The organism is Clostridioides sp. ZZV14-6387, from assembly GCF_020657835.1.
Lineage (GTDB): Bacteria > Bacillota > Clostridia > Peptostreptococcales > Peptostreptococcaceae > Clostridioides > Clostridioides difficile_A.
Genome location: NZ_JAGWCW010000007.1, coordinates 82362 through 104116, shown reverse-complemented (window position 1 = coordinate 104116; position 21755 = coordinate 82362). Strand labels below are relative to the sequence as shown.

The 21755-nt window shown below is 26.9% G+C and carries 21 protein-coding genes and 1 tRNA gene; 20 read left to right on the top strand and 2 right to left on the bottom strand.

What is annotated here, in order from left to right:
• Positions 1–251: 251 nt before the first annotated feature.
• From KGF38_RS06470 to KGF38_RS06415, 12 genes are all read left to right on the top strand, one after another.
• Positions 252–965 (top strand): LytR/AlgR family response regulator transcription factor, encoded by a 714-nt coding sequence (locus KGF38_RS06470; RefSeq protein WP_054269637.1) that lies wholly within the window; start codon positions 252–254, stop codon positions 963–965.
• The gene (locus KGF38_RS06465) at positions 959–2338 is read left to right on the top strand and encodes a sensor histidine kinase (protein WP_054269638.1); all 1380 of its coding nucleotides are present in this window, start codon (positions 959–961) and stop codon (positions 2336–2338) included. Before KGF38_RS06470 ends, KGF38_RS06465 begins: the two co-directional genes overlap by 7 nt.
• Positions 2339–2537: 199 nt before the next feature.
• Positions 2538–4910 carry a glycyl radical protein gene (locus KGF38_RS06460; protein WP_054269639.1) on the top strand — a complete coding sequence of 791 codons (2373 nt, stop codon included), beginning with the start codon at positions 2538–2540 and terminating at the stop codon, positions 4908–4910.
• 14 nt (positions 4911–4924) lie between these two features.
• Positions 4925–5827, top strand: a complete 903-nt coding sequence (locus KGF38_RS06455; RefSeq protein WP_074178840.1) for a glycyl-radical enzyme activating protein — start codon at positions 4925–4927, stop codon at positions 5825–5827.
• Positions 5828–5847: 20 nt separating this feature from the next.
• Positions 5848–6399 carry a helix-turn-helix domain-containing protein gene (locus KGF38_RS06450; RefSeq protein ID WP_054269641.1) on the top strand — a complete coding sequence of 184 codons (552 nt, stop codon included), beginning with the start codon at positions 5848–5850 and terminating at the stop codon, positions 6397–6399.
• 160 nt (positions 6400–6559) lie between these two features.
• Positions 6560–7435 carry a metallophosphoesterase gene (locus tag KGF38_RS06445; RefSeq protein ID WP_054269642.1) on the top strand — a complete coding sequence of 292 codons (876 nt, stop codon included), beginning with the start codon at positions 6560–6562 and terminating at the stop codon, positions 7433–7435.
• Between the two features lie 155 nt (positions 7436–7590).
• A complete protein-coding gene (locus KGF38_RS06440; protein ID WP_054269643.1) occupies positions 7591–8571 on the top strand; it encodes an SPASM domain-containing protein in 981 nt (326 codons plus the stop codon).
• A 504-nt stretch (positions 8572–9075) separates the two neighbouring features.
• Positions 9076–9297, top strand: a complete 222-nt coding sequence (locus KGF38_RS06435) for a hypothetical protein (protein WP_054269644.1) — start codon at positions 9076–9078, stop codon at positions 9295–9297.
• Between the two features lie 502 nt (positions 9298–9799).
• Positions 9800–10669 carry a nitroreductase family protein gene (locus tag KGF38_RS06430; protein WP_054269645.1) on the top strand — a complete coding sequence of 290 codons (870 nt, stop codon included), beginning with the start codon at positions 9800–9802 and terminating at the stop codon, positions 10667–10669.
• Between the two features lie 229 nt (positions 10670–10898).
• Positions 10899–11765 carry an AraC family transcriptional regulator gene (locus KGF38_RS06425; RefSeq protein ID WP_227832267.1) on the top strand — a complete coding sequence of 289 codons (867 nt, stop codon included), beginning with the start codon at positions 10899–10901 and terminating at the stop codon, positions 11763–11765.
• Positions 11766–11919: 154 nt separating this feature from the next.
• A complete protein-coding gene (locus KGF38_RS06420) occupies positions 11920–12117 on the top strand; it encodes a helix-turn-helix transcriptional regulator (RefSeq protein WP_054269647.1) in 198 nt (65 codons plus the stop codon).
• A 2-nt stretch (positions 12118–12119) separates the two neighbouring features.
• Entirely contained in the window at positions 12120–12563 is a 444-nt protein-coding gene (locus KGF38_RS06415; protein ID WP_054269648.1) for a hypothetical protein, read from the top strand.
• A gap of 194 nt (positions 12564–12757) precedes the next feature.
• On the opposite strand, the gene KGF38_RS06410 is transcribed toward KGF38_RS06415, so the two are convergent.
• Positions 12758–13105 carry a cupin domain-containing protein gene (locus KGF38_RS06410; protein WP_054269649.1) on the bottom strand — a complete coding sequence of 116 codons (348 nt, stop codon included), beginning with the start codon at positions 13103–13105 and terminating at the stop codon, positions 12758–12760.
• Positions 13106–13235: 130 nt separating this feature from the next.
• On the opposite strand from KGF38_RS06410, the gene KGF38_RS06405 reads away from it, so the two are divergent.
• Positions 13236–14111 (top strand): LysR family transcriptional regulator, encoded by an 876-nt coding sequence (locus tag KGF38_RS06405; protein ID WP_074178842.1) that lies wholly within the window; start codon positions 13236–13238, stop codon positions 14109–14111.
• Between the two features lie 142 nt (positions 14112–14253).
• Here KGF38_RS06405 and KGF38_RS06400 read toward each other — a convergent pair.
• Positions 14254–14341, bottom strand: a tRNA-Leu gene (locus KGF38_RS06400).
• Between the two features lie 151 nt (positions 14342–14492).
• Between KGF38_RS06400 and polA the strand changes: the two genes are divergently transcribed.
• The 7 genes from polA (at position 14493) to KGF38_RS06365 (ending at position 21752) form a co-directional block, all read left to right on the top strand.
• The gene (gene polA, locus KGF38_RS06395) at positions 14493–17141 is read left to right on the top strand and encodes a DNA polymerase I (RefSeq protein WP_074178843.1); all 2649 of its coding nucleotides are present in this window, start codon (positions 14493–14495) and stop codon (positions 17139–17141) included.
• A gap of 8 nt (positions 17142–17149) precedes the next feature.
• Entirely contained in the window at positions 17150–17752 is a 603-nt protein-coding gene (coaE, locus tag KGF38_RS06390; protein ID WP_054269652.1) for a dephospho-CoA kinase, read from the top strand.
• Positions 17745–18299, top strand: a complete 555-nt coding sequence (locus KGF38_RS06385; protein WP_054269653.1) for a lytic transglycosylase domain-containing protein — start codon at positions 17745–17747, stop codon at positions 18297–18299. The genes coaE and KGF38_RS06385 overlap by 8 nt, the downstream gene beginning before the upstream one ends.
• Positions 18299–20017, top strand: coding sequence for an ABC transporter substrate-binding protein (locus KGF38_RS06380; RefSeq protein WP_054269654.1), 1719 nt, complete (start codon positions 18299–18301; stop codon positions 20015–20017). Before KGF38_RS06385 ends, KGF38_RS06380 begins: the two co-directional genes overlap by 1 nt.
• A gap of 72 nt (positions 20018–20089) precedes the next feature.
• Entirely contained in the window at positions 20090–20302 is a 213-nt protein-coding gene (locus KGF38_RS06375; RefSeq protein WP_054269655.1) for a heavy-metal-associated domain-containing protein, read from the top strand.
• A gap of 200 nt (positions 20303–20502) precedes the next feature.
• A complete protein-coding gene (locus tag KGF38_RS06370; RefSeq protein ID WP_054269656.1) occupies positions 20503–21102 on the top strand; it encodes a hypothetical protein in 600 nt (199 codons plus the stop codon).
• A gap of 278 nt (positions 21103–21380) precedes the next feature.
• Entirely contained in the window at positions 21381–21752 is a 372-nt protein-coding gene (locus KGF38_RS06365; protein WP_054269657.1) for a VOC family protein, read from the top strand.
• Positions 21753–21755 lie beyond the last annotated feature (3 nt).

Sequence of the window (21755 nt, the reverse complement as noted above, 5' to 3'; positions counted from 1 at the left end):
AAGAGGGTACCTTGAAATGATTTTAAAAAAACTTTTAAGGTACTTTCTTTTGTTCATGAATACTGTTTTTTAATACTGTTGATTTTTATTATGAAATTGATATATCAAAATAACAATTGCATAAAATTGAGTATTGATATAAATAATTTGAAAATGTTATTCTAAAGTATCAGATGTGTAAAATCACATCTGAGTAAATTAATTCAAATATTTTAACTGTATTAATTAAAAATCGTGCAAGGAGGAATTTTATGATTAATATAGCAGTTTGTGAAGATGAAAAAGAAACTCAACTTTTAATAGTAGATTATATTGAGAATATATTAAAAAATATAAGTATAGAATATGAAATAAAAAAATATTTATCTGGAGAAGAGTTACTTGAAAACAACTTAAAAGACATAGATATACTATTTCTTGATATAAAGATGGAAAAACTAAATGGAATGGATACTGCAAGAAAGATTAGAAAAATGGGTAGTGAAATGGAAATAATATTTATAACCTCCTTGATAGACTATGTACAAGAAGGATATGAGGTAAGAGCTTATAGATATTTGCTAAAGCCGATAGAATTTGAAGAATTAAAAAAACATATGTTGACCTGTATTAAAGATATAGAAACAAACAAGGATAGTTATATCATAATAAAAAATAAGTCAAACACATACAAGATTTATTTAAATGAAATTAAATATATAGAAGTTCAAAAAAAAGAGATGCTAATACACACTATAAATAAAAATTTTTATATAAGATATAGCTTAAACAAAATAGAAAAAGAATTAAATCTATCTAGATTTATAAGATGCCATAAAAGTTTTATAGTAAATTTAAGCCATGTTGAAAATATAAAGTATAATATTGCAATATTGGAAAGTGGTGAGGAAGTACCTATTAGTAGATATAGGTATAAAGAGGTTAAGGAGAAGTTTTTGAGATTTCTTGGTGATACAATATGTTAAATTTCATGACTGAGCTATTATTAATTTTATCTATATTTATAAGATTTACTATAATGAAAGATGTATTAACTTACAAAGAAGAGCATAAAAAAAATGAAAAAATAATATTCTGTATTCTGTTGTTCTTAATTTATACTATGCTTCAAGTAACTAGATTATTGAATGAAGGAAAATATTCTAATAATATAAACTATTTATTTCCTATTGTAGCATTTATTGTATGGGGAGTATATTATAATTATTTTTACAAGATAAGTATTATTAAGTATACTGTTTTCTTTTATTTATTCAGTGTATATTATGAATGTTTAAACGATGTTGTATATAGGGTACTATTTTTTGTGATTACAGGTAATGTCATATCGTCTAAGGAATATTTATTAGCATCTCAACTAGATTATATAAAAATTCATATATATAGTAACTTAATAATGATTCTTATATACATGGTATTTTATTTTTTTAGAAAGTATATAAAATCAATTACTCAGGATAAGAGAAATTATGTATATTTATTATTTGCTTTATTAGCTAATACAACTAATGTATTCACAAATTATATATTAAAGAAATTAGAACGGTTTGGGTCATTATATTCGGAAGGATATTATTTTGATAATTTTGTGAATCCAAAGTTAATAGGAGCTAGTAGTATACTTCTTATACTAGTATTTAAAGAAATAATAAAAGAAAATAGATTAAAATCTCAAAATGAATTAATAAAAAATAAGTTAGAGATGCAATATGCACATTATTTAGCCATTCAAGAATCCCATATGAAGGTTAGGAAGCTTTACCATGATATAAATAATCATATTTATTGTGTAGAGAATCTCAAAAATAATAGTGAAGAAATAGATGAATATGTGAGTAATTTAAAAGATGAAATTAAATCATTTAAATATATTTATAATACAGGAAATATGATACTAGACATTATAATTAACGAAAAGAGCGAAATATGTGCAAAACAGGGAATTAAATTTAATTGCTGCATAAATTTTTCAAAAATAAATTTTATGAAGCCTATAGATGTCTCAAGCATTTTTTCTAATATTTTAGATAATGCTATAGAAGCATGTGATAAAATCATGGATGAAAATAGTAATAAATATATCAAAATTAAAGGAACTATAACGAAGTCATTTTTTGTACTTAAATGTGAAAATAGTAAGATAAATTCTATTACTATAAATAGAAGTATATTATTGACAGATAAAATGGATAAATTTATGCATGGAATAGGAATTCAGAGTATTAAATCGTCTTTGCAAAAATATAATGGAGAACTATTATTTGAAAATAATAAGGATAAGTTCATGCTGAATATATACATACCATTGAATCAAGATACTGACAGTTGGGATGATTAAGTTACTAGTTGGACTATACAAATTTTATATTTCAAATCATTAGTATATTAGTTTACTATAAAAATTCATAACAAGATAGAAATAGATTATATATAAATTATTTGTGCTTCCATTTTATGTAAAAGGACAGTATAATATAATTAAAGTATGTTATAACATACAAAAAGATAATAGATATTTATCTAAAGGGGGATTTTAAATGAGTCAAACTAATAGAATAGAAGAATTTAGACAAGAATACATTAATTCTAAGCCTATGATATGTTGTGAAAGGGCTAGAATTTTTACAGAATCGCATAAAAAAACTGAGGGAGAAGCTATATGTATAAGAAGAGCTAAAGCTTTTTTAGAGACATGTAAAGGACTTCCTATAAAAATATTTGAAAATGAATTAATTGTTGGGACAGCAGGTAAGTTTAGAAGAACAGGTATATTGACACCAGAATTTTCTTGGCAATGGGTAGATAAAGAAATGGATACTTTTGACGAAAGAACTCAAGACCCATATGTAATATCAAAAGAACAAATAGAATTTATAAGAAAAGAAATATTCCCATATTGGAAGGGAAAATCTTTGGAAGAAGTTTTTTTAGCAAGAATCCCAGAAGATACAGCTAAGATATTGGTAGATACAGGTATAATAGACAATGACTCTAAGTGGAGACAGGCAGTTGGTGAGGTAACACCAGATTATCAAGATATACTATTTGTAAAAGGATACAAAGGAATTAAAGAAGATGCAGATAAAAAAATAGCAGAATTAGATATATCAATTTCAGAAAATATTGAAAAAATAGATTTCTACAAATCTGTTTCTATAGTAGCAGAGGCTATTATGACACTGGCAAATAGATATTCAAATCTTGCAAAAGAAATGAGTGAATCTGAAACAGATGAAAAAAGAAAAGCAGAACTTTTAAAAATAGCAGAAATATGTATGAATGTACCAGCAAATCCTCCAACTAGTTTTTATGAAGCAATACAATTTGTATGGTTTGTACAATTAGGTGGTGTTTTATCAGAAAATCCTCTAGCATTAAATTTAGGTAGATTTGACCAATATATGTATCCATATTATGAAAATGATGCTAAAGAAGGTAAGATAACTGAATCAGAAGCTCAGGAACTAATAGAAGCTCTTTGGATTAAGTTGTCAGAATGGGTATGGACTATATCAGCAAATACAGCCAATTATTTTGCAGGATATAATCAATTCCAAAATCTTACTGTTGGTGGCAAAAAGAGAAATGGTACTGATGGAACAAATGCTATTTCATATATGTGTTTAAAGGCTACAGAAAGTGTAAAAACTCATCAGCCAGGTTTAAGTGTTAGAATAAGCCAAGGAGCACCAGATGATTTCGTTATGGCAGTTGCAAAACTAGTAAAACAAGGGACTGGTTTCCCTGCTATACACAGTGATAGTGCAGGGGCACAAATGTTATTACAAGATGGATATGATGCAGAAGATGCAAGAGACTGGAGTAATTGTGGTTGTGTAGTTCCTCATTTTAGAAAAACAGGGCAATGGACTTCAGCAGTAAATATAAACTTTGCAGCAGCTTTAGAATATGCCATGAATGAAGGTAAAAGTAGATTAACTGGAGAAACAATGGGGTTAGATGCAAAGAGTATCACAGAATTTACTTCTTTTGAAGAACTTAAAGATGAGTTTTTAAAGCAATTAGCATACCTTATCAAAAATTCTGTTATAGGAACTACTGTTGCACAACAAATTCATAAAGAAATGGTACCAAGACCATTTTTGTCTACTTGTGTAGATGGATGTTTAGATAAAGGTACTGATTTAAGTAAAGGTGGAGCAAAATATAATATAGGGCCTGTATTAACTGGTATAGGGCTAGGAGTGGTTTCAAACTCACTAGCAGCCATAAAAAAATTAGTATTTGAAGATAAAGTTACTACACTAGAAGAGTTAACAAAAGCACTAAACAATGATTGGGAAGGTTATGAAGATTTAAGAAAACTTGCACTTGATGTTCCTAAGTATGGAAATGATAATGATTATGTAGATTCATTAGCAATTGAAGTTTCTGATTTTTATTATACAGAAACTAGAAAATATAAAGATATATTTGGTTCAAAATTTAATAGTGCATTTATGGGAATATCAAACTATGTGCCAACTGGAAAAATTGTAGGTGCAACTCCATGTGGAAGAAAAGCAACAAAACCTTTGACAGAAGGTGTTTCTCCATTCGTTGGGACTGACACAACAAGTCCTCTAGCAGCTATGAAATCTGCATCAAAAATAAATCATGATGTTCATACTGGTGGAACTCTTTTAAACTTAAGACTGAATCAAGATTTAGTGGAAACAGAAAGAGGACTTAGAAATCTATCATCTATGGTAAAATCATATTTTGCTCTAGGAGGATTCCATGTACAATTTAATACAATATCAAACGATATTCTATTAAAGGCTCAAGAAAATCCAGAAGAATATAAAGATTTACTAGTGAGAGTTGCTGGATATAGCACTCAATTTGTTAATTTATCAAGAGAAATGCAAGATGCTATAATAGCTAGAAATGCACATAGTAAATTTTAATTATGAGGTATATTATGAGTAAAAAAGGCAGAGTTGTAAAAGTGCAACATTTTTCAGTAAATGATGGAGATGGTATAAGAACTACTATATTTTTAGAAGGATGTAAATTAAAGTGTAAGTGGTGTTCTAATCCAGACTCTTGGAGTAATATAGTCAAATTAGGCGTCATGAAAGATAAATGTATATCTTGTAATAGATGTATAGATGTTTGTCCTCAAAATATAAGCTCACTATTTGATAGAGCTCAAATAAATAGTAAGTGTAATTTATGTGGAGAATGTGTCAAGGTATGCCTTAAAGATGCTATCTGTATAATGACTGAAGAAATGACAGTTGAAGAAATTATAAAGGAAGTTGAAAAAGATTTTATATTTTTCTTTGAGTCCAATGGAGGAGTAACTTTTTCTGGAGGAGAGCCAACACTTCAAATTGATTTTTTAAGAGAATTAGTGGATGTATTTTATAATAAAGGTATAAACATAGCAATTGAAACTTGTGGATACTTTGATTGGAATAAAGTGAATGATGTATTTGAGAAAATAGACCATATTTTTGTAGATATAAAATCGATGGATGACAATGTTCACAAGGAATACACAGGAGTAAGTAATAAAATTATATTGGAGAATATATGTAAGCTTTCAAAGCTAAATAAATCTATGGTTATAAGAGTTCCAATTATTTGTGGAGTTAATGATAGTGAAGAAAATATAAGAAATACTGCATTATTTGTAAAACAAAATGTTCCAGAGGGAAAGATGGAATTACTTCCATATCATAAATTTGGAATTGATAAATATAAGGCATTAGGGCTTGAGGATTATATATATGAATTTGATGAAATTTGTAATAATCATATGTTAAAATTAAAAGAGATAGTAGAACTTACAGGAGTAAAAATCATAGAATACAAATAAGCTATCAGGAGGATTTTAACATGGATAATAAATTTCCTAATGTGGGAGAAAATTTAAGGTTATTAAGACAAGAAATGGGCATAAGTTTAGATAAAGCTTCAAAGATGACAGGTGTCAGTAAAGCAATGCTTGGTCAAATTGAGAGAGGGGAATCTAGCCCAACAGTATCTACCTTATGGAAAATTTCATCTGGATTTAAAATAAATTTTACAACACTATTAAGTGAAAACACAAATACTTATGAAGTCATAAAAAAAGAAGAGGTAGAACCTATTATTGAACAGAAAGGGAATATGAAGTTATATCCAATATATCCTTTCAGCCCTCAAAGGAGGTTTGAACTCTTCATAATTGAACTTGAAGAGAATTGTACTCATGTTTCATCTACACACAGTCATGTTTTAGAAGAGTATGTACTTGTAATAGAAGGAAAACTTGACCTTAATGTTGATGGAAAAACTTATATTTTGGAGTCTGGACATTCTATTAGATTTGATGGAACCTTAGAGCATATATATAAAAATTTAAATAAAGGAAAAACTATATTTCATAATATAGAAGTTTATAGATAATTTTATAGTTATCCTTTTCTAAAATAAATTATAATTTTAGAAAAGGATGACTTGTTTTTATAATATTGGAAAAAATATATATGTATTAATGTTACTGTTTAAAAAAAAACATAAAAGCATTATAATAATATTAACAAAATAGAATAAAGAGGAAGATAATATGATTATAAAGGTTTTATTGACAGTATTAGTATTAGTGGTATTGTATATTCTGTATAAATATGAAACTCAGCATATAGAAACGACAGAATATACTATTTTTAATGAAAAAATTCCAAAAGAGTTTGATGATTTTAAAATAGTTCAAGTAAGTGATTTACATAATAAGGTGTTTGATAAAAAAAATAATAAGGTATTGATAGATAAAATTGATTCCTTAAATCCAGATGCTGTATTTATAACAGGAGATTTAGTTGATGGAGAAAATAAAAATTTTCAAGTTGCACTAGATTTAATAGACAATCTAGTAGAAAAATATGAAGTATATCATATAATTGGAAATCATGAACAAAAATCTTTGATAAAAAAGTACAAGCATTTATATAAAGACTATTTTAAAAAGTTATATTCAAAAAAAATAATAAACATGGAAAATGAGTCTGTAAGAATAGATAGAGGAGATAGTCATCTTAATTTATATGGTTTAATTATACCATTAGAGTGCTATCCATATTTTTTTGGCAATAATAAAAAGTTAGAATTAAATGACAATTTTATAGAGGATAATTTAGGGAAGATAAATGAAAATGAGTATAATATACTTTTAGCTCATACACCATTTTTCTTTGAAAAATATGCAAAATGGGGAGCAGATTTAATTTTAGCTGGACATGTTCATGGTGGCATAATAAGGATACCTTTTATTGGAGGTGTATTATCTCCAAATAGAGAATTTTTTCCTAAGTATGACTGGGGTAAATATGAAAAAGATAATAGTACTATGATTTTAAATAAAGGCTTGGGAGGCTCAAAAGTTCTAATTAGACTTAATTGTAAACCAGAAATAGTCAAAATTATATTGAAATCTAATGAATAATAATTTGTATATAAGCATCAATAACATATAGATAAAGTTGATGTTAAATCCAGTTAAACATGTACGATGACCAATTTTGAATAAATGTTGAATTAATAAAAATAAAGTGCTATTTTTAGCATAGAATGTTTAAAATATGGGGGGATAGAAGAATCATGTGTGATATAAGTAGATTTTATGAATCTGTAAGAAATAAATATCCAAAACTAAAAGATGGAACCAGGGTTCATATGTGGCCAAAGGAGAACCTTATAATTGGACCAATTTATGATGAAGCAAATGGATATGAAAAAAGCATAGGAAATGTGGATAGCTTAACTTGGAATCAAATTGTCGTATTGGCAGAATGTGATGGGAAAAATACCACTGAAGATGTAATAAATATATTATCCAACAGATATAGAAATATACTTAATATGAAAGAAAATGTTATAGAATTCTTTAGGTTTTATGAGAACGTATATTTAACTTTTGAAGATGAAGTACAACCATTATCAAGTGTTTTTGAGATAACAGGAAATAAAGTATATCTTACTCCTTTATATTTTACGATAGAGATGGATGGTGACAATAGTACAAGTAAATATTTTTCTGAAATCATAAGTTTATTAAAGTGTATGCATGAAAAGGGTTGTAGATTTATAGAAGTTATTGGTGAAGATATTTTAAAAAATAAAAATATGAGAGAAATATTTCAATATATGCTAGACTATTTTGATTTGATTGTGGTAACTAAGGAGAGCTTTACTATTGATAGAGGATTGATAAAAGAATTAGATGATTATCGTCATAAAGTAATCTGGAAAGTATATTCAAAGAATGATAATGCACATGTTAGATTAAAAGAAGATATAAAAATAACTAGTCTGATAAAAAGAGGGCATACAGTAGTAAGAGAGGATAGGGGAAAAGCAATAAAGATAGAAGATATGAGATTTAAAGATACAAAAGAAAGATTTTCAAAATATGGTGCAGAATGGAGTCATTTGTACATTTCTTCTGATGGTAGTGTAAAATCTTATTCACTTCAAAAAGATAAAAGAATCTATTTAGGTAATATATTTAACAATTCGGTTGAAGAGATTTTCTTAGAGATGCAAGATAAGATTGATAAATTAGAGATTGTGTATCAATAAGTACTAAAAGTATATTTTATAAGAGTTTTATAGACTGTTTATTTAATTTTATGTCAATAATTATAATGAGGTGATATAACTTGTTAAAATTATTGGATAAATTTTTTTATGATTTTTTACTTAAATGCTGGTTATTTATGATGTTATGGATTTTTAGAGAACTTTTTACAAATTTTAAAATGACTAAAAAATTTAAATTTCATAAAATATTTATGTAAAAATCATATAAAATTCATATAGCATATGTATTATATAGAGTATAGAAAGACTAGCTTAAAAACCATAATATAATACCCTATTGTAATGATAACCCTCCCTCACATCCTCAAATAGAGTTATCATTACAAGAATTAATCCATAAATTTTAAATTTATGGTTTTTTTTTATTTAATTTGTTTTATTATATTAGAATATGATTTATTATAGAATATATACTAAGTAATATAGAATACAATAATTAAGTTTCTGACATGTTTTTAACTATATTAATAAGGAGGAGTATTTATGAATGTAAATAATCACAAGTGCCCAGAGTGTGGTGAACACAGTAAAAAGTTTGAGATAGTAGAGGAAAATGAGGATTGTGTGACATTTGAATGTTACACTTGTGGAACTATATCTATATTGAAGTATTGTGAGAACTGTAAAGAATTTGTATTTGTAAATATTCCAAATAATGTGGAGACATATGAGTATTGTTGTGGAAAATGCAATAATAAGATTTAATATAATAAATATACGTAATTTCATATATCATTTATACAAATCTCATATAAAATTCACATATAAAATGTATTATATAAATATAGAAAGAACTAGCTTAAAACATAATATAATTACCCTAAATTTATAATGACAACTCTCCCTCACATCCTCAAATTATAGTTGTCATTATAAAATAACTTGGCTGTTTCAAAATGTGAAATCATTTTAGGAACAGCTTATTTTTTGCAAAAATAAAGAAGGCAACGGGAAGCCTTCTTTCGTGTAAAAAAAGTTTAATTTTTTGTTAAGATTTGTTTGTTTATTTTATATTACCTTTATAATATGTGTTTATTTGAAGGTTGGCAATGGATTTTGCGCAACTGGTCATTATTAATGTAAAAGTGGAATATTATTAATAAATAATGATTACAAAATTGTAATTATTATTTGTTAAGTAAATGAGTAAAATATCATATTAATGGGTATATAATTAATAATATACTAGTTTGGGGAGGATAAAATTATGAATTATAAAACAATCATATTAAATAGAAAGTCTGTTAGAGAGTACAAGAACACAGATATTAAAGAGGAATATCTTAGTGACATTAAGAAATACTCAGAATCTTGCAAGAAACTAGTTCCAGAAATAGATGTTGACATAAGAATTATGAATAGAAATGAAGTTTTTGACAATTTAGATAAAGTGGCAGGATATAAGGGAAATATGATAGATGCTCCAAGTTATATTATCATATTATCTGATGTAAAAGATAACTATATTGAAAATTCAGGATACATAGGAGAAAGTATAATTTTTAAAGTGACAGAACTTGGAATAGGCTCTTGTTGGGTTACTTTTGAAGATGGCAAAAAAGTAAGAGAGAAACTTGGAATTGATTCAGATAAAGAAGTAACAGGAATTATAGCAATTGGATATGGCGAAAATGTAAGTAATACTAAAGTACTAAACGCTACAAAGACTGGCGAAAATTATTCAAAATCTGATATGCAAGTTGTATTAGACAATGGTTCTTCTAGACTTGGTGTAGAAGATGTAGTTTACATGGATGAATGGGGAAATGATGCAAGTATAGAAGTATTAGAAGAAAGAGCACTTCTTGAGGCATTCCACTATGCAAGATTAGCACCATCTACACTAAACAGACAGCCATGGAGATTTATAGTTGATGGAGGCGTTGTAGTTTTAGCTGTTAGAAAAGATGGGCATACTAGTCTATATGAAGAAAAAATAGATGTGGGTATTGTTATGCTTTACTTTGCAACAATAATAAGTGCAACTATGTTTGAATTGAAGTGGAATTTAGGTACTCCAGACAAAGATTACAAAGTACCAGAAGATTATAAAATAGTTGGATACTGTAATATATAAGATAATTTAATACTTAATTTAACTACACTTAAATTAATTTTTATAAAAAGTTCAATAACATTCTATAATATAATGTTATTGAACTTTTTTATTGTGTAATACAACTTTTTTATTCATTATAGCTATGAATAAAAAAATACCTATGAATTTAAATGCTTACAATTTTGTGCATGAATAGAGAGGTATATTATTTTATTAGATTGTATAATTTGCTTGGAGGTAATATCAAATGGAATGGATAAATAAATTAAATCAAGCTATTACTTATATTGAAGATAATCTTGAAAGTGGAGTAGATTATGCAGAAGCAGCAAAAATCGCATGTTGTTCAACCTTTCATTTTCAACGAATGTTTTCATATATTGCAGATGTACCATTATCTGAATATATTAGACGAAGACGTATGACTAAAGCGGCATTTGAACTACAGAATAGTAACATTAAAATTTTAGAACTATCAGAGAAATATGGTTATGATTCACCAACATCTTTTAATAGAGCTTTTCAAAATATACATGGCATTTCTCCGTCGGCAGCTAGGGCAAAGGGAGTTGTTTTAAAAGCATATCCTAAGATGACACTGAGTATTTATGTGAAAGGGAATGTAGAAATGCAATATCGTATTGTAGAAAAGAAAGGATTTCGTATTGTTGGTATAAAAGAAAGTATGAATATGATTGTAGAAGAGTGTTTTGATAAAGTTCCTAAGTTGTGGGCTAAATCCATAAAAAATGGAACAATTGATAAACTTTCAGAATTGATAAATAACAAGCCTCAAGGATTGCTAGGAGTTAGTATATGTACTAATGGTAAAGATTTAGATTACTATATTGCTGCTCCAACAGATAAGTCTGTATTAGAAAATACATATGAATACTATATACCATCAGGTACATGGGCAGTATTTGAATGTGTATCTCCAATGCCAAATGCTTTGGCAATACAAGAATTACAAAAAAGAATTATTACGGAATGGTTACCAAGCTCTGGATATGCATATGCTAATTTGCCAGATATTGAACTTTATCCTAATGGTAATGTCAATGCTCCTAATTATACTACAGAAGTTTGGATTCCAATTAGGAAACAACATTAAAGTTAATTAATAACATAATATTTTAAAATTGCAGACTTAAAAAGGTCTGTTAATTTTTTTGAATAGATGGAAAGTAAACTTTACATAAGAGGAAAATAGTTGTATAATTATGGAAAGTAGACTTTACATTAATGAGATATTAAAGGAGAAAAAGGTGAAAAATAGATTAGAAGAAATAAGAAAAAAGAGAGGTATAAGGCAAGAAGAACTAGCATCTGCTTTGCAAGTATCAAGACAAACTATAGGTTCATTAGAAAATGGTAGATATAATCCTTCTATCATATTAGCTTTTAAGATAGCAAGATATTTTGATATGAATATTGAAGAAATATTTATTTATGAGGAGGAGTAAAAATGAAAAAGAGCAGATTATACATTGGAGTTGGATATTTTGTTTGTGGAATTCTACTTGTTTTATTGGCTATATTTACAGAGTTTTCATTTGAGGCTTTAATTTGGGGATTATCTGGAGCTGCTTTAGGGCCCGGGGTATGTATGATTTTTCAATATATATATTGGAGTAAGCCAGAAAAATCTGTAGAATATGAAGAAAGGCTAGAGAATCAAAGAATAGAGATGAATGATGAAAGAAGAATTATGTTACGTGATAAATCTGGACGAATTACTAACCAAATCATGTCTTATATTTTCGTAATTCTTATAGTTATTGTTTCTGTATTGAGAGTATTCTCTGTAATGATAATAAGTAAGTGGGTTTTAATTGTTCTTGGATTGCTTATTTTATTTCAATTTATTTGTGGGGTTGTTGTATATAATAAATTAGATAAAAAGTTATAATACTAAGTATAAAATTATATAAAAGTAAATTAGCTTTAAAGTTTATATTAGGAGATGAATTTATATAATTGTATAAATTCTTAAAGCCACAAGTATTATGTATTGTGGCTTTTTTATATGGAACTCTATATGTTTTAAAGATAATTACTATAGTATACTTACTTATGAATGACTCTTAGATATTATAAAATAGATTAATCTTCATATAAATCACCACTATTTTCTTTATTAAGAGTTCCTTCTAATTCAATCATTAGAAATTTTGTAAGTTTTTTAACTACTGGTCTATGTATTGTATTTTGAGGAACAATGATAAATTCTCCTTCTTTAACTTCTGTCAACCCCTCTAAAGTTTCTAAATTAAATTTTCCTTCTATTACATAAAACAATTCGTCTGATTTTTCATGAACATGAAAATCTAGACTTCTGTTTGCTACTTGTACAACACTTAATATGTTATTATTTATCTTTCCTAATTTTTTGTATACATACAGTTGCTCAATATTATTTACTTCTTCAATTATATTAGTTTTTGATAACATTAGAGTCTCCTTTAAATTTTATTTTGTTTGACTTTTACTATACCTGTATGTTAACATCAAACTTATTATTTGTAAAATAGATTGATTTGATTGTATAAATCTGATATTTAGATAATATGGAGGAATAGATATGGAATTAAAACATTTGAATACATTTTTAACACTTAGTAAAATTAAAAATTTTACTAAAACTGCTGAATATTTGAACTATGCACAATCAAATATTACAGCTCATATACAACAATTAGAAAAAGAATTGGATGTACGTCTCTTTGAACGTATAGGAAAAAGTGTAGCATTGACTAGAGAAGGTGAGAAGTTGCTTCCATATGCTGAAAAGATGCTTTTATTATCATCAGATATAGAAAAAATGTATAAAGAGAAAGATAATTATGGGCGTATTGTTATTGGAGCATCAGAATCTATTTGTATTTTTAAGTTACCTGAGATTATAAAAATATATAAAGAGAAATATCCAGATGTTGACCTTTTTATAAAAACTCTAGATTCTTCTGATTTTGTTCCTTTACTTGCAAATAATACTATTGATATAGCATTTATACTTGACTTACCTATAAATGATAAATCTGCTATTTCTGTATTAAAAAATGAGGAGCCTATCTGTGTATTATCAGTTCCAGAAAGTGACTTAGCCTTAAAAGAAAAGGTGTATATTCAGGACTTTCAAAATGTTCCATTTATTTTGACAGGAAAGAGTTGTTGTTATAGAAATCTGTTTGAAAAAGAGCTGTCTGAATCATCTATAGCACCTAAAATAGTTCTTGAAACTGGAAGTATTCAGGTAATTAAACAAACAGTACTTAGTGGACTTGGATTGTGTCTTCTTCCAGAGCTTGCAGTGGAGAAGGAATTAGAAAAACATGAGTTGATTAAGATTCCATTTAATACCAACTATAATATTTATTCACAATTAATCTACCATAAAGATAAGTGGCTTTCTAAGAATCTTTGTGATTTTATTTCTATAGTTAAAGAAACATACTAGATTATTTTAAAACTATTTAATATATTAATGTATTTTGGTTAATAAAGTAATTTAAAATTCAATAAGTATCAATATAAAATTATGATGTCAAAAAATAAAAAAGCCCCTAATCTATTGAATAAATAGCTTTAGGAGTTCTTAATGGTGCCCGAGGCCGGACTCGAACCGGCACGGAGTATTAGTCCGGTGGATTTTGAGTCCACTGCGTCTACCAATTCCACCACTCGGGCATGTCATGTATATTATTATAGCAAAAAAATATATTGTTTGCAACATATTTAATTTTAATATACTATTATTATTATGGGAATATTAAATAACAGTATATTGGTATATAATATATATGTTAGAAAAATAGATAATTTTTAGGAGTGATATAATTTGGAAAAAAAATTAATTATAATAGATGGAAATTCAATAATAAATAGGGCTTTTTATGCTCTTCCAGAAATGAATAATAAAGAAGGTCTAAAGACCAATGCTATATATGGTTTTACAACAATGCTATTTAAAATGATTGATATATATAAACCAACACATATAAGTGTAGCTTTTGACAGGAAAGCACCTACATTTAGACATCTAGAATATAAAGAATATAAGGCTGGAAGAAAGGGAATGCCAGATGAATTGGCAGAGCAATTACAGCCATTAAAAGATCTTTTAGATAAATTTAAAATAAATAGATTAGAAATAGATGGTTATGAAGCAGATGATATTATAGGTACTGTTTCTAAAAAGGCAGAAGAAAATGGATATAAGGTATACATAGTAACTGGAGATAAAGATGCTATTCAGCTTGCTTCAGATAATACAACTACTCTTATAACAAAAAAAGGAGTTGGAGAAGTAGAAGAATACAACTTTAATTCTGTGATTGAAAAGTACGAGATGACTCCAACACAGTTTATAGATTTAAAAGGTCTTATGGGAGATAAGTCAGATAATATACCTGGAGTACCTGGAATAGGTGAAAAAACAGGTATAAAACTTATAAAGGAGTTCTCTAGTATAGAGAACTTAATAGATAATACAGAGAAGCTTAAAGGTAGTGTAAAAAAGAAAATAGAAGAAAATAAAGAACTTGCTATTCAAAGTAAAAGACTAGCAACTATTATAAGAGATGTACCAATAGAAGTAAATTTAGACAGTATGATTTTTGGTGATTACGATAAAGATGAGCTTTTAGATAAATTTAGATATTTTGGATTTACAAGTCTCTTATCAAGATTGGTTGATTTGGTTGATTCAAATGATACAGAGCAAATAGAAGAAAAAATAGAAATATTAAAATTGAAAGAGATAGACAAATTTATAGATGAAGTGAAGGAAAAAGGACAAGTTATTTTAAAAACTGTTAGAGGACAAGGTAATATACTTGAAAAAAATATAATATATATTTTTATAAGTATAGATGGAGAAAAAATATATTATATAGATTCAGATGAAATAACAAAATTAGATAGTATACTTTCAAATAACGAAATTAAAAAATATGGATATAATTTAAAAGATGATTATATATCTCTAAAACCATATAATATAAACTTGGAAAATATGTATTTTGATATAACAATAGCTGAGTATTTAATAGATTCAACTTCATCTACTTCATATGATTGTGGTGCAATAGCTATGAAGTACTTATCAAAAAAGGTTAAATCAAAAGAAGAGTTATTAGGCAAAGGAGTTAAATCTAAAAACTATGAGGATTTAGAATTTGAGGATTTAGCTGAGTACATGGGTCAAATAATATGCACAGTAAAAGAAACAGTTCCTATGATGGAAAGAAGTCTAATAGATATGAGTATGGATGGTCTTTTTTATCATGTAGAGATGCCTTTAGTAGAAGTTTTAGGGCATATGGAGTATGAAGGCATAAAAGTAGATAAAAGTATCCTAGATGAATTGAGCGTTGAGTTTAAAGAAATAATAGCTACATTAGAAAAGGAAATTTATGAATTATCTGGAGAGCCATTCAATATAAATTCACCAAAACAACTAGGTGTCATATTATTTGAAAAATTAGAGCTTCCAGTAATCAAAAAAACTAAGACTGGATACTCTACTAATGCAGATGTTTTAGAAAAATTAAGGGATAAACATCCAATAATAGATAAGATAACTGAGTATAGACAAATAGTAAAGCTAAACTCTACTTATGTTGAAGGACTTTTAAATATAATAAATCCAGAGAGTAATAGGATTCATTCATCATTTAATCAAACAATAACAACTACAGGAAGAATTTCATCTACAGAACCAAATCTTCAAAATATACCTATAAAAATGGAAATGGGTAGAAAAATAAGAAAAGTGTTCATTGCGGATGATAATTGTAAGTTGGTTGATGCCGATTACTCACAGGTAGAACTTAGAGTTCTTGCACATATGAGCCAAGATGAAAATATGATAGAAGCATTTAAACACAATGAAGACATTCATACTAAGACAGCTTCACAAGTTTTCAATGTTCCTATGGAAAGTGTCACTAGTGAACTGAGAGGTGCAGCTAAAGCAGTAAACTTTGGGATTATATATGGCAAAAGTGATTTTGGATTGGCTGATGATTTAAATATACCTGTGCCAAAAGCAAAAGAGTACATTGAAAGTTATTTTGCTAAATACCATAAAATAAAAGAATTTATGGATATGACAATAGAAAAGGCTAGTGAAGATGGATATGCTGTAACAATTTTAAACAGAAGAAGATATATACCAGAAATAAAATCAAGTAATTTTATGGAGAGAAACAGAGGAAAAAGATTTGCGATGAATGCACCAATACAAGGAAGTGCAGCAGATATAATAAAAATTGCAATGATAAATGTTCATAAAAAGTTGGAAGATAATAATTTAAAATCAAAACTTATACTACAAGTTCACGATGAATTAATAGTTGAAGCAATTGATGATGAAATAGATATAGTTAAGAAGATAGTAAAAGAGGAAATGGAAAATGCTGTAAGCATGGATGTTCACTTAGATGTAGATTTAAATGTCGGTAGTTCTTGGTATGAGACAAAGTAGGTGATTTTATGTTGATATTAGGACTTACAGGAGGAATAGGCTGTGGAAAAAGCAGCCTATCAAATATATTCAGAAACCTTAATATTTCTATAGTGGATGCAGATATTATATCTAGAAAAATATTTGAAGATAAGATACTATTAAAAAAAGTATTTGATTGTTTTGGGCAAAATGTAAAAAATGATGATGGAACATTAAATAGAAAAGCTCTTGGAAGAATCGTTTTTAATGATGAAGAAAAACTTAGAGAGCTAAATAATTTGACTCATCCACGAATAAGAGAAAAAATAATGAGTGAAATAGATGAAGTAAGAAAAAAAGGCGAAAGTATAGTGATTTTGGATGCAGCTATATTGGTAGAAAGTGGATTTCTAGAGATGGTTGACAAGCTATTAGTAGTTACTTGTAAACAAGAAGTGCAAATTAGCAGAATAAAGAATAGAGATAATTGTAGTGAACAAGAAGCAATTAGTAGGATAAATTCACAAATGAGTCAGGAAGAAAAATCCAAATATGGTGATTATATAATAGATAATTCGGGAACAATAACTGAATTAGAAAGTAAAGCACACAAATTTATTGAGTACATGAAGGAGAATTGGCGTGAATAGTAAGAAAGTATTGATTCTATCTATTTTTATAATCTTATTTGGAACACTATTAATGGAAAGTAAAGTAATACATAAATTTTTATATCCAAAAAAATATTCAGAATATGTAGAAAAATATTCTAAGGAATTTAATTTAGATGAAAATATAGTTTACAGTGTTATAAAAGCTGAAAGTAAGTTTAATAGTTCTGCTGTTTCAAAAAAAGAAGCAAAGGGTTTAATGCAACTATTAGACATAACTAGGGATTGGGGAGCAGATGAACTAAAGTTAAAAAATGTTGATATCTTTGACCCGGAGACTAATATAAGACTTGGTTGTTGGTACTTAAATAAATTATACAAGGAATTTGGTAAATTAGACTTAGTAATAGCTGCATATAATGGTGGTTCAGGTAATGTGAAAAAGTGGTTAGAAAATAATGAATATAGTAAAGATGGAGAAAATCTACATGACATACCTTTTGAACAAACTTCAAAGTATGTAGAAAAAGTGAAAAATAATTATAAACATTATAATAAGATATATGGCAAGAAAGGAAAAAACTAATGAAGAGAATAAAAGTCTTAACAGTTGTTTTAGCTATAACTCTTATGGTAGTTGGGTGTAGTAATACTAAAACAAAACAAAGTAGTAGTGATTCAAGTTTAAAAAGTCAAAGTTCTATAGATGCTAAGTATATAAACTTAACAATGGTAACTCCCAAAACTATAAATCCTATAACGAATACTGATAAGTCTGTTGGTTATATAATGAATTTAGTTTATGATGGTTTATTTACTATAGATGAGAACTATAATGTAACTCCTCAACTAGTTAAAGAGTATAATATAGCTCAAGATGGAATGAGTATAGATATAAAGTTAAAAGATGCAAAGTGGCATGATGGAAAAGCTGTTACTTCAAATGATGTAAATTATACTATTGGTTTAATTCAAAAAAGTGCAGATAGTCCATACAATGAATTTACTAAAAACATAGCTTCAGTGAATATTAAATCCGACAAAGATTTTACGATAAAATTTAAAGCTAGATATGCTTTCTCTATTGATAGTTTAATTTTTCCAATAGTATCTCAAAATCATTTAGATTCAAAAGATGCAAATGACAAAAATAATAATATGATAGGAAATGGGAAATATAAAATAGAATCATATACAGAAAGAGAAGGAATGATTTTATCTGTAAATAAAGAGTATTATGAAGAAGTTCCAAAGACAATGAAGAATATAAAAGTAGGTATGGTTCCTAATGAAGATGCAAGAACATCTATGGTTATGGCTCTTGATAGTGATATAACTAATGTTACATTGAATGATTTGAGTAAGTTTCAAGAGAAAGAATTTAATATAACAAAATATCAAGGTAGAGATTATGAATGTATAGTATTTAATTATAATAATCCTTTTTTCAAAGATGTTAATTTCAGAAAAGCAATTGCACATTCTATAAATAAAGATAGAATTATTAGTGAAGGATATATGGATGATGCTACTCCAGTTAATTTTCCACTTAATTCAAAATCAAAATACTACGATAGTGAAATGAAAGCTTTAGAATTTAATAAAGATAAAGCAATAGAGTATCTTAATAAAGTAGAATATGCAAATATAAATTCAGTAAATCAAAATGATAATAAAGTAGATAAAAAACAAAAAAAAGTAACTAAAAAGAATACAAAGAAACTTACTCCTGAAGAAGAAGCAAAAGCTAAAAAAGAGGAAGAAGAAAGAGTTAAAAAGGAAGCTGAAGATAAAAAAAATAGAGAAAAAGAAGAAGTAAAGAAAAGACTTTCTGAAATGAATTTAAAAATTATAGTAAATAGAGATAATAGTGAAAGATTAAAAACTGCAAACATAATAAGTGAGAACTTAAAGGCTATAGGAATAAACAATACAATAAATCAGTTATCAGATAAAGACATGGAAAATGCTCTTAATTCTAAAAACTATGATTTAGCATTGGTTGGATGGAAACTATCAAGTATACCAGATGCAAGTAGCATTATAGCAAGTAGTGGATATACTGATGATAGGTTAAATGGATATATGTCTACACTTACAAGTTCTACATCTGAAATTGAAACAAAGAAAGCATACAAAGATGTACAGACATATGTAAAAGATAACGCAACATTTATAAGTTTGGCTATCAGAAATAACTATATTGTAAGTAATAGTAGATTAAAAGGTAAAATTACTCCAAATGATTTTGATGTATATGAGGGAATATCTAATCTAGATATAAAATCTAGTGAATCAAATTAAATGATTAATTAGTATTTAAAAAGTCAAAACTATATGATAAAATACCCTTATAGGGTATAAGGAGGTAATTAAATGAAAAAGAAACTATTAGTAGAAGGTATGAGTTGTGGTCATTGTGTAAATCATCTTAAAACTGCATTAACAGAAGATATAGATGGTGTTGAAGTTTTAGATGTAGATTTAGAAAACAAATGTGCATCTGTAGATATGAAAGATGATGTATCAACTGAAAAATTAAAAGAAGTAATTGCAGAATTAGGATTTGAACTAAAAGGAATTGAATAGAAAATAATAAACTAAAAAAAGACCTCTATTGGGGGAGTAATAGAGGTCTAAAAATGGGGGAGATTGAGTATGTTTGATTTTACATTACTATTATCTCCCCTTTTAAATTAATATATACATAAAAAATAAAAAATTTTCGTGATTACTCACATTTCTTAATTATTTTGAATATACTATAAATAGTTAAGGGAGGGAGTATCATGGAATCTAGGGGATATAAAGAGGATTTAAAAAAAATGATACTTGATATGGCCCACAAAGAACTTGAGAGTTATGTATCACAAAAAGGAGCAAAAAAATACTTTGAGGGCAATCTAGATAAGATTATCAATAATAACATAAAAAAATTTAATCAAAGTATTGGTCTTAATAGAGTATATTTAAAAATGTTGAAAAAGTGTGCATATCAAGAAAGTGTAAATTCGATATCAAGAACTATAAAGAAGGAAACTTTATTTAAATCAAAAAAAGAGCTATTTGCTTTTTCAGAGTACTTAAAGCTTGATATTAACAAGAGACTTTCATATAATCAGATTTTAAGAAAAATATCAAGATATATATACTATAATAGAAGTTCATATGCTCAAAAGTATGTTGCTTTTAAAAGAGGAGATGAAGAATATCTTTTAGAACCTGAAAAGATAAAAGATGAATTAATAGCAAGTTATAGGTCAAAAACTAGGGAAGATATGAAGTCTATAGCAAAACTTTTGGATATACAAGTAGAAGATGATTATAATGCTGAAGACATTAGAAAAAAAGTGATAAACTATATTATTAAAGAAAAGATTAAGAATTAAGATTTTAATCTGTTTAGTTAGAATTGAATGAGGTAAGGTAATTATTATAAAAATTTTAAATAGTAAGTTCTATCAATTTACATGATTAAGTATAACTTGATTATAATTCTTCTGTGGATTCGATAGAACTTATTCTTTTTTTGACATATTATCTTAAATAATTTACTACTATTTATGAATTACACAGCATTATTCAAATTTTTAACTTAATGTGATTTAAATAAATTTATAATAATGATATAATATAAAAAAAATAAAAATTGGAGGGTGATTTCAAAATGAAGTTTAATTTTTGCCATAACAATTTCAATGTTACTGACTTAGAAAAAAGTCTGAATTTTTATAATAAAGCTTTAGGGTTGAAAGAAGTAAAGCGTAAAGAGGCAGAAGATGGTAGTTTTATATTAGTTTATTTAGGGGATGGTATTACTAGCCATACATTAGAATTAACTTGGCTTAGAGATTGGGATGGAGTATATAATTTAGGAGATAATGAATTCCATTTGGCTTTAGAAGTTGATGAATTTGATAAGGCAAAAAAACTTCATAAAGATTTGGACTGTATATGTTTCGAAAATGAAAATATGGGAATTTATTTTATAGCAGACCCAGATAATTATTGGATTGAAATACTTCCTAAAAATTATTAATTT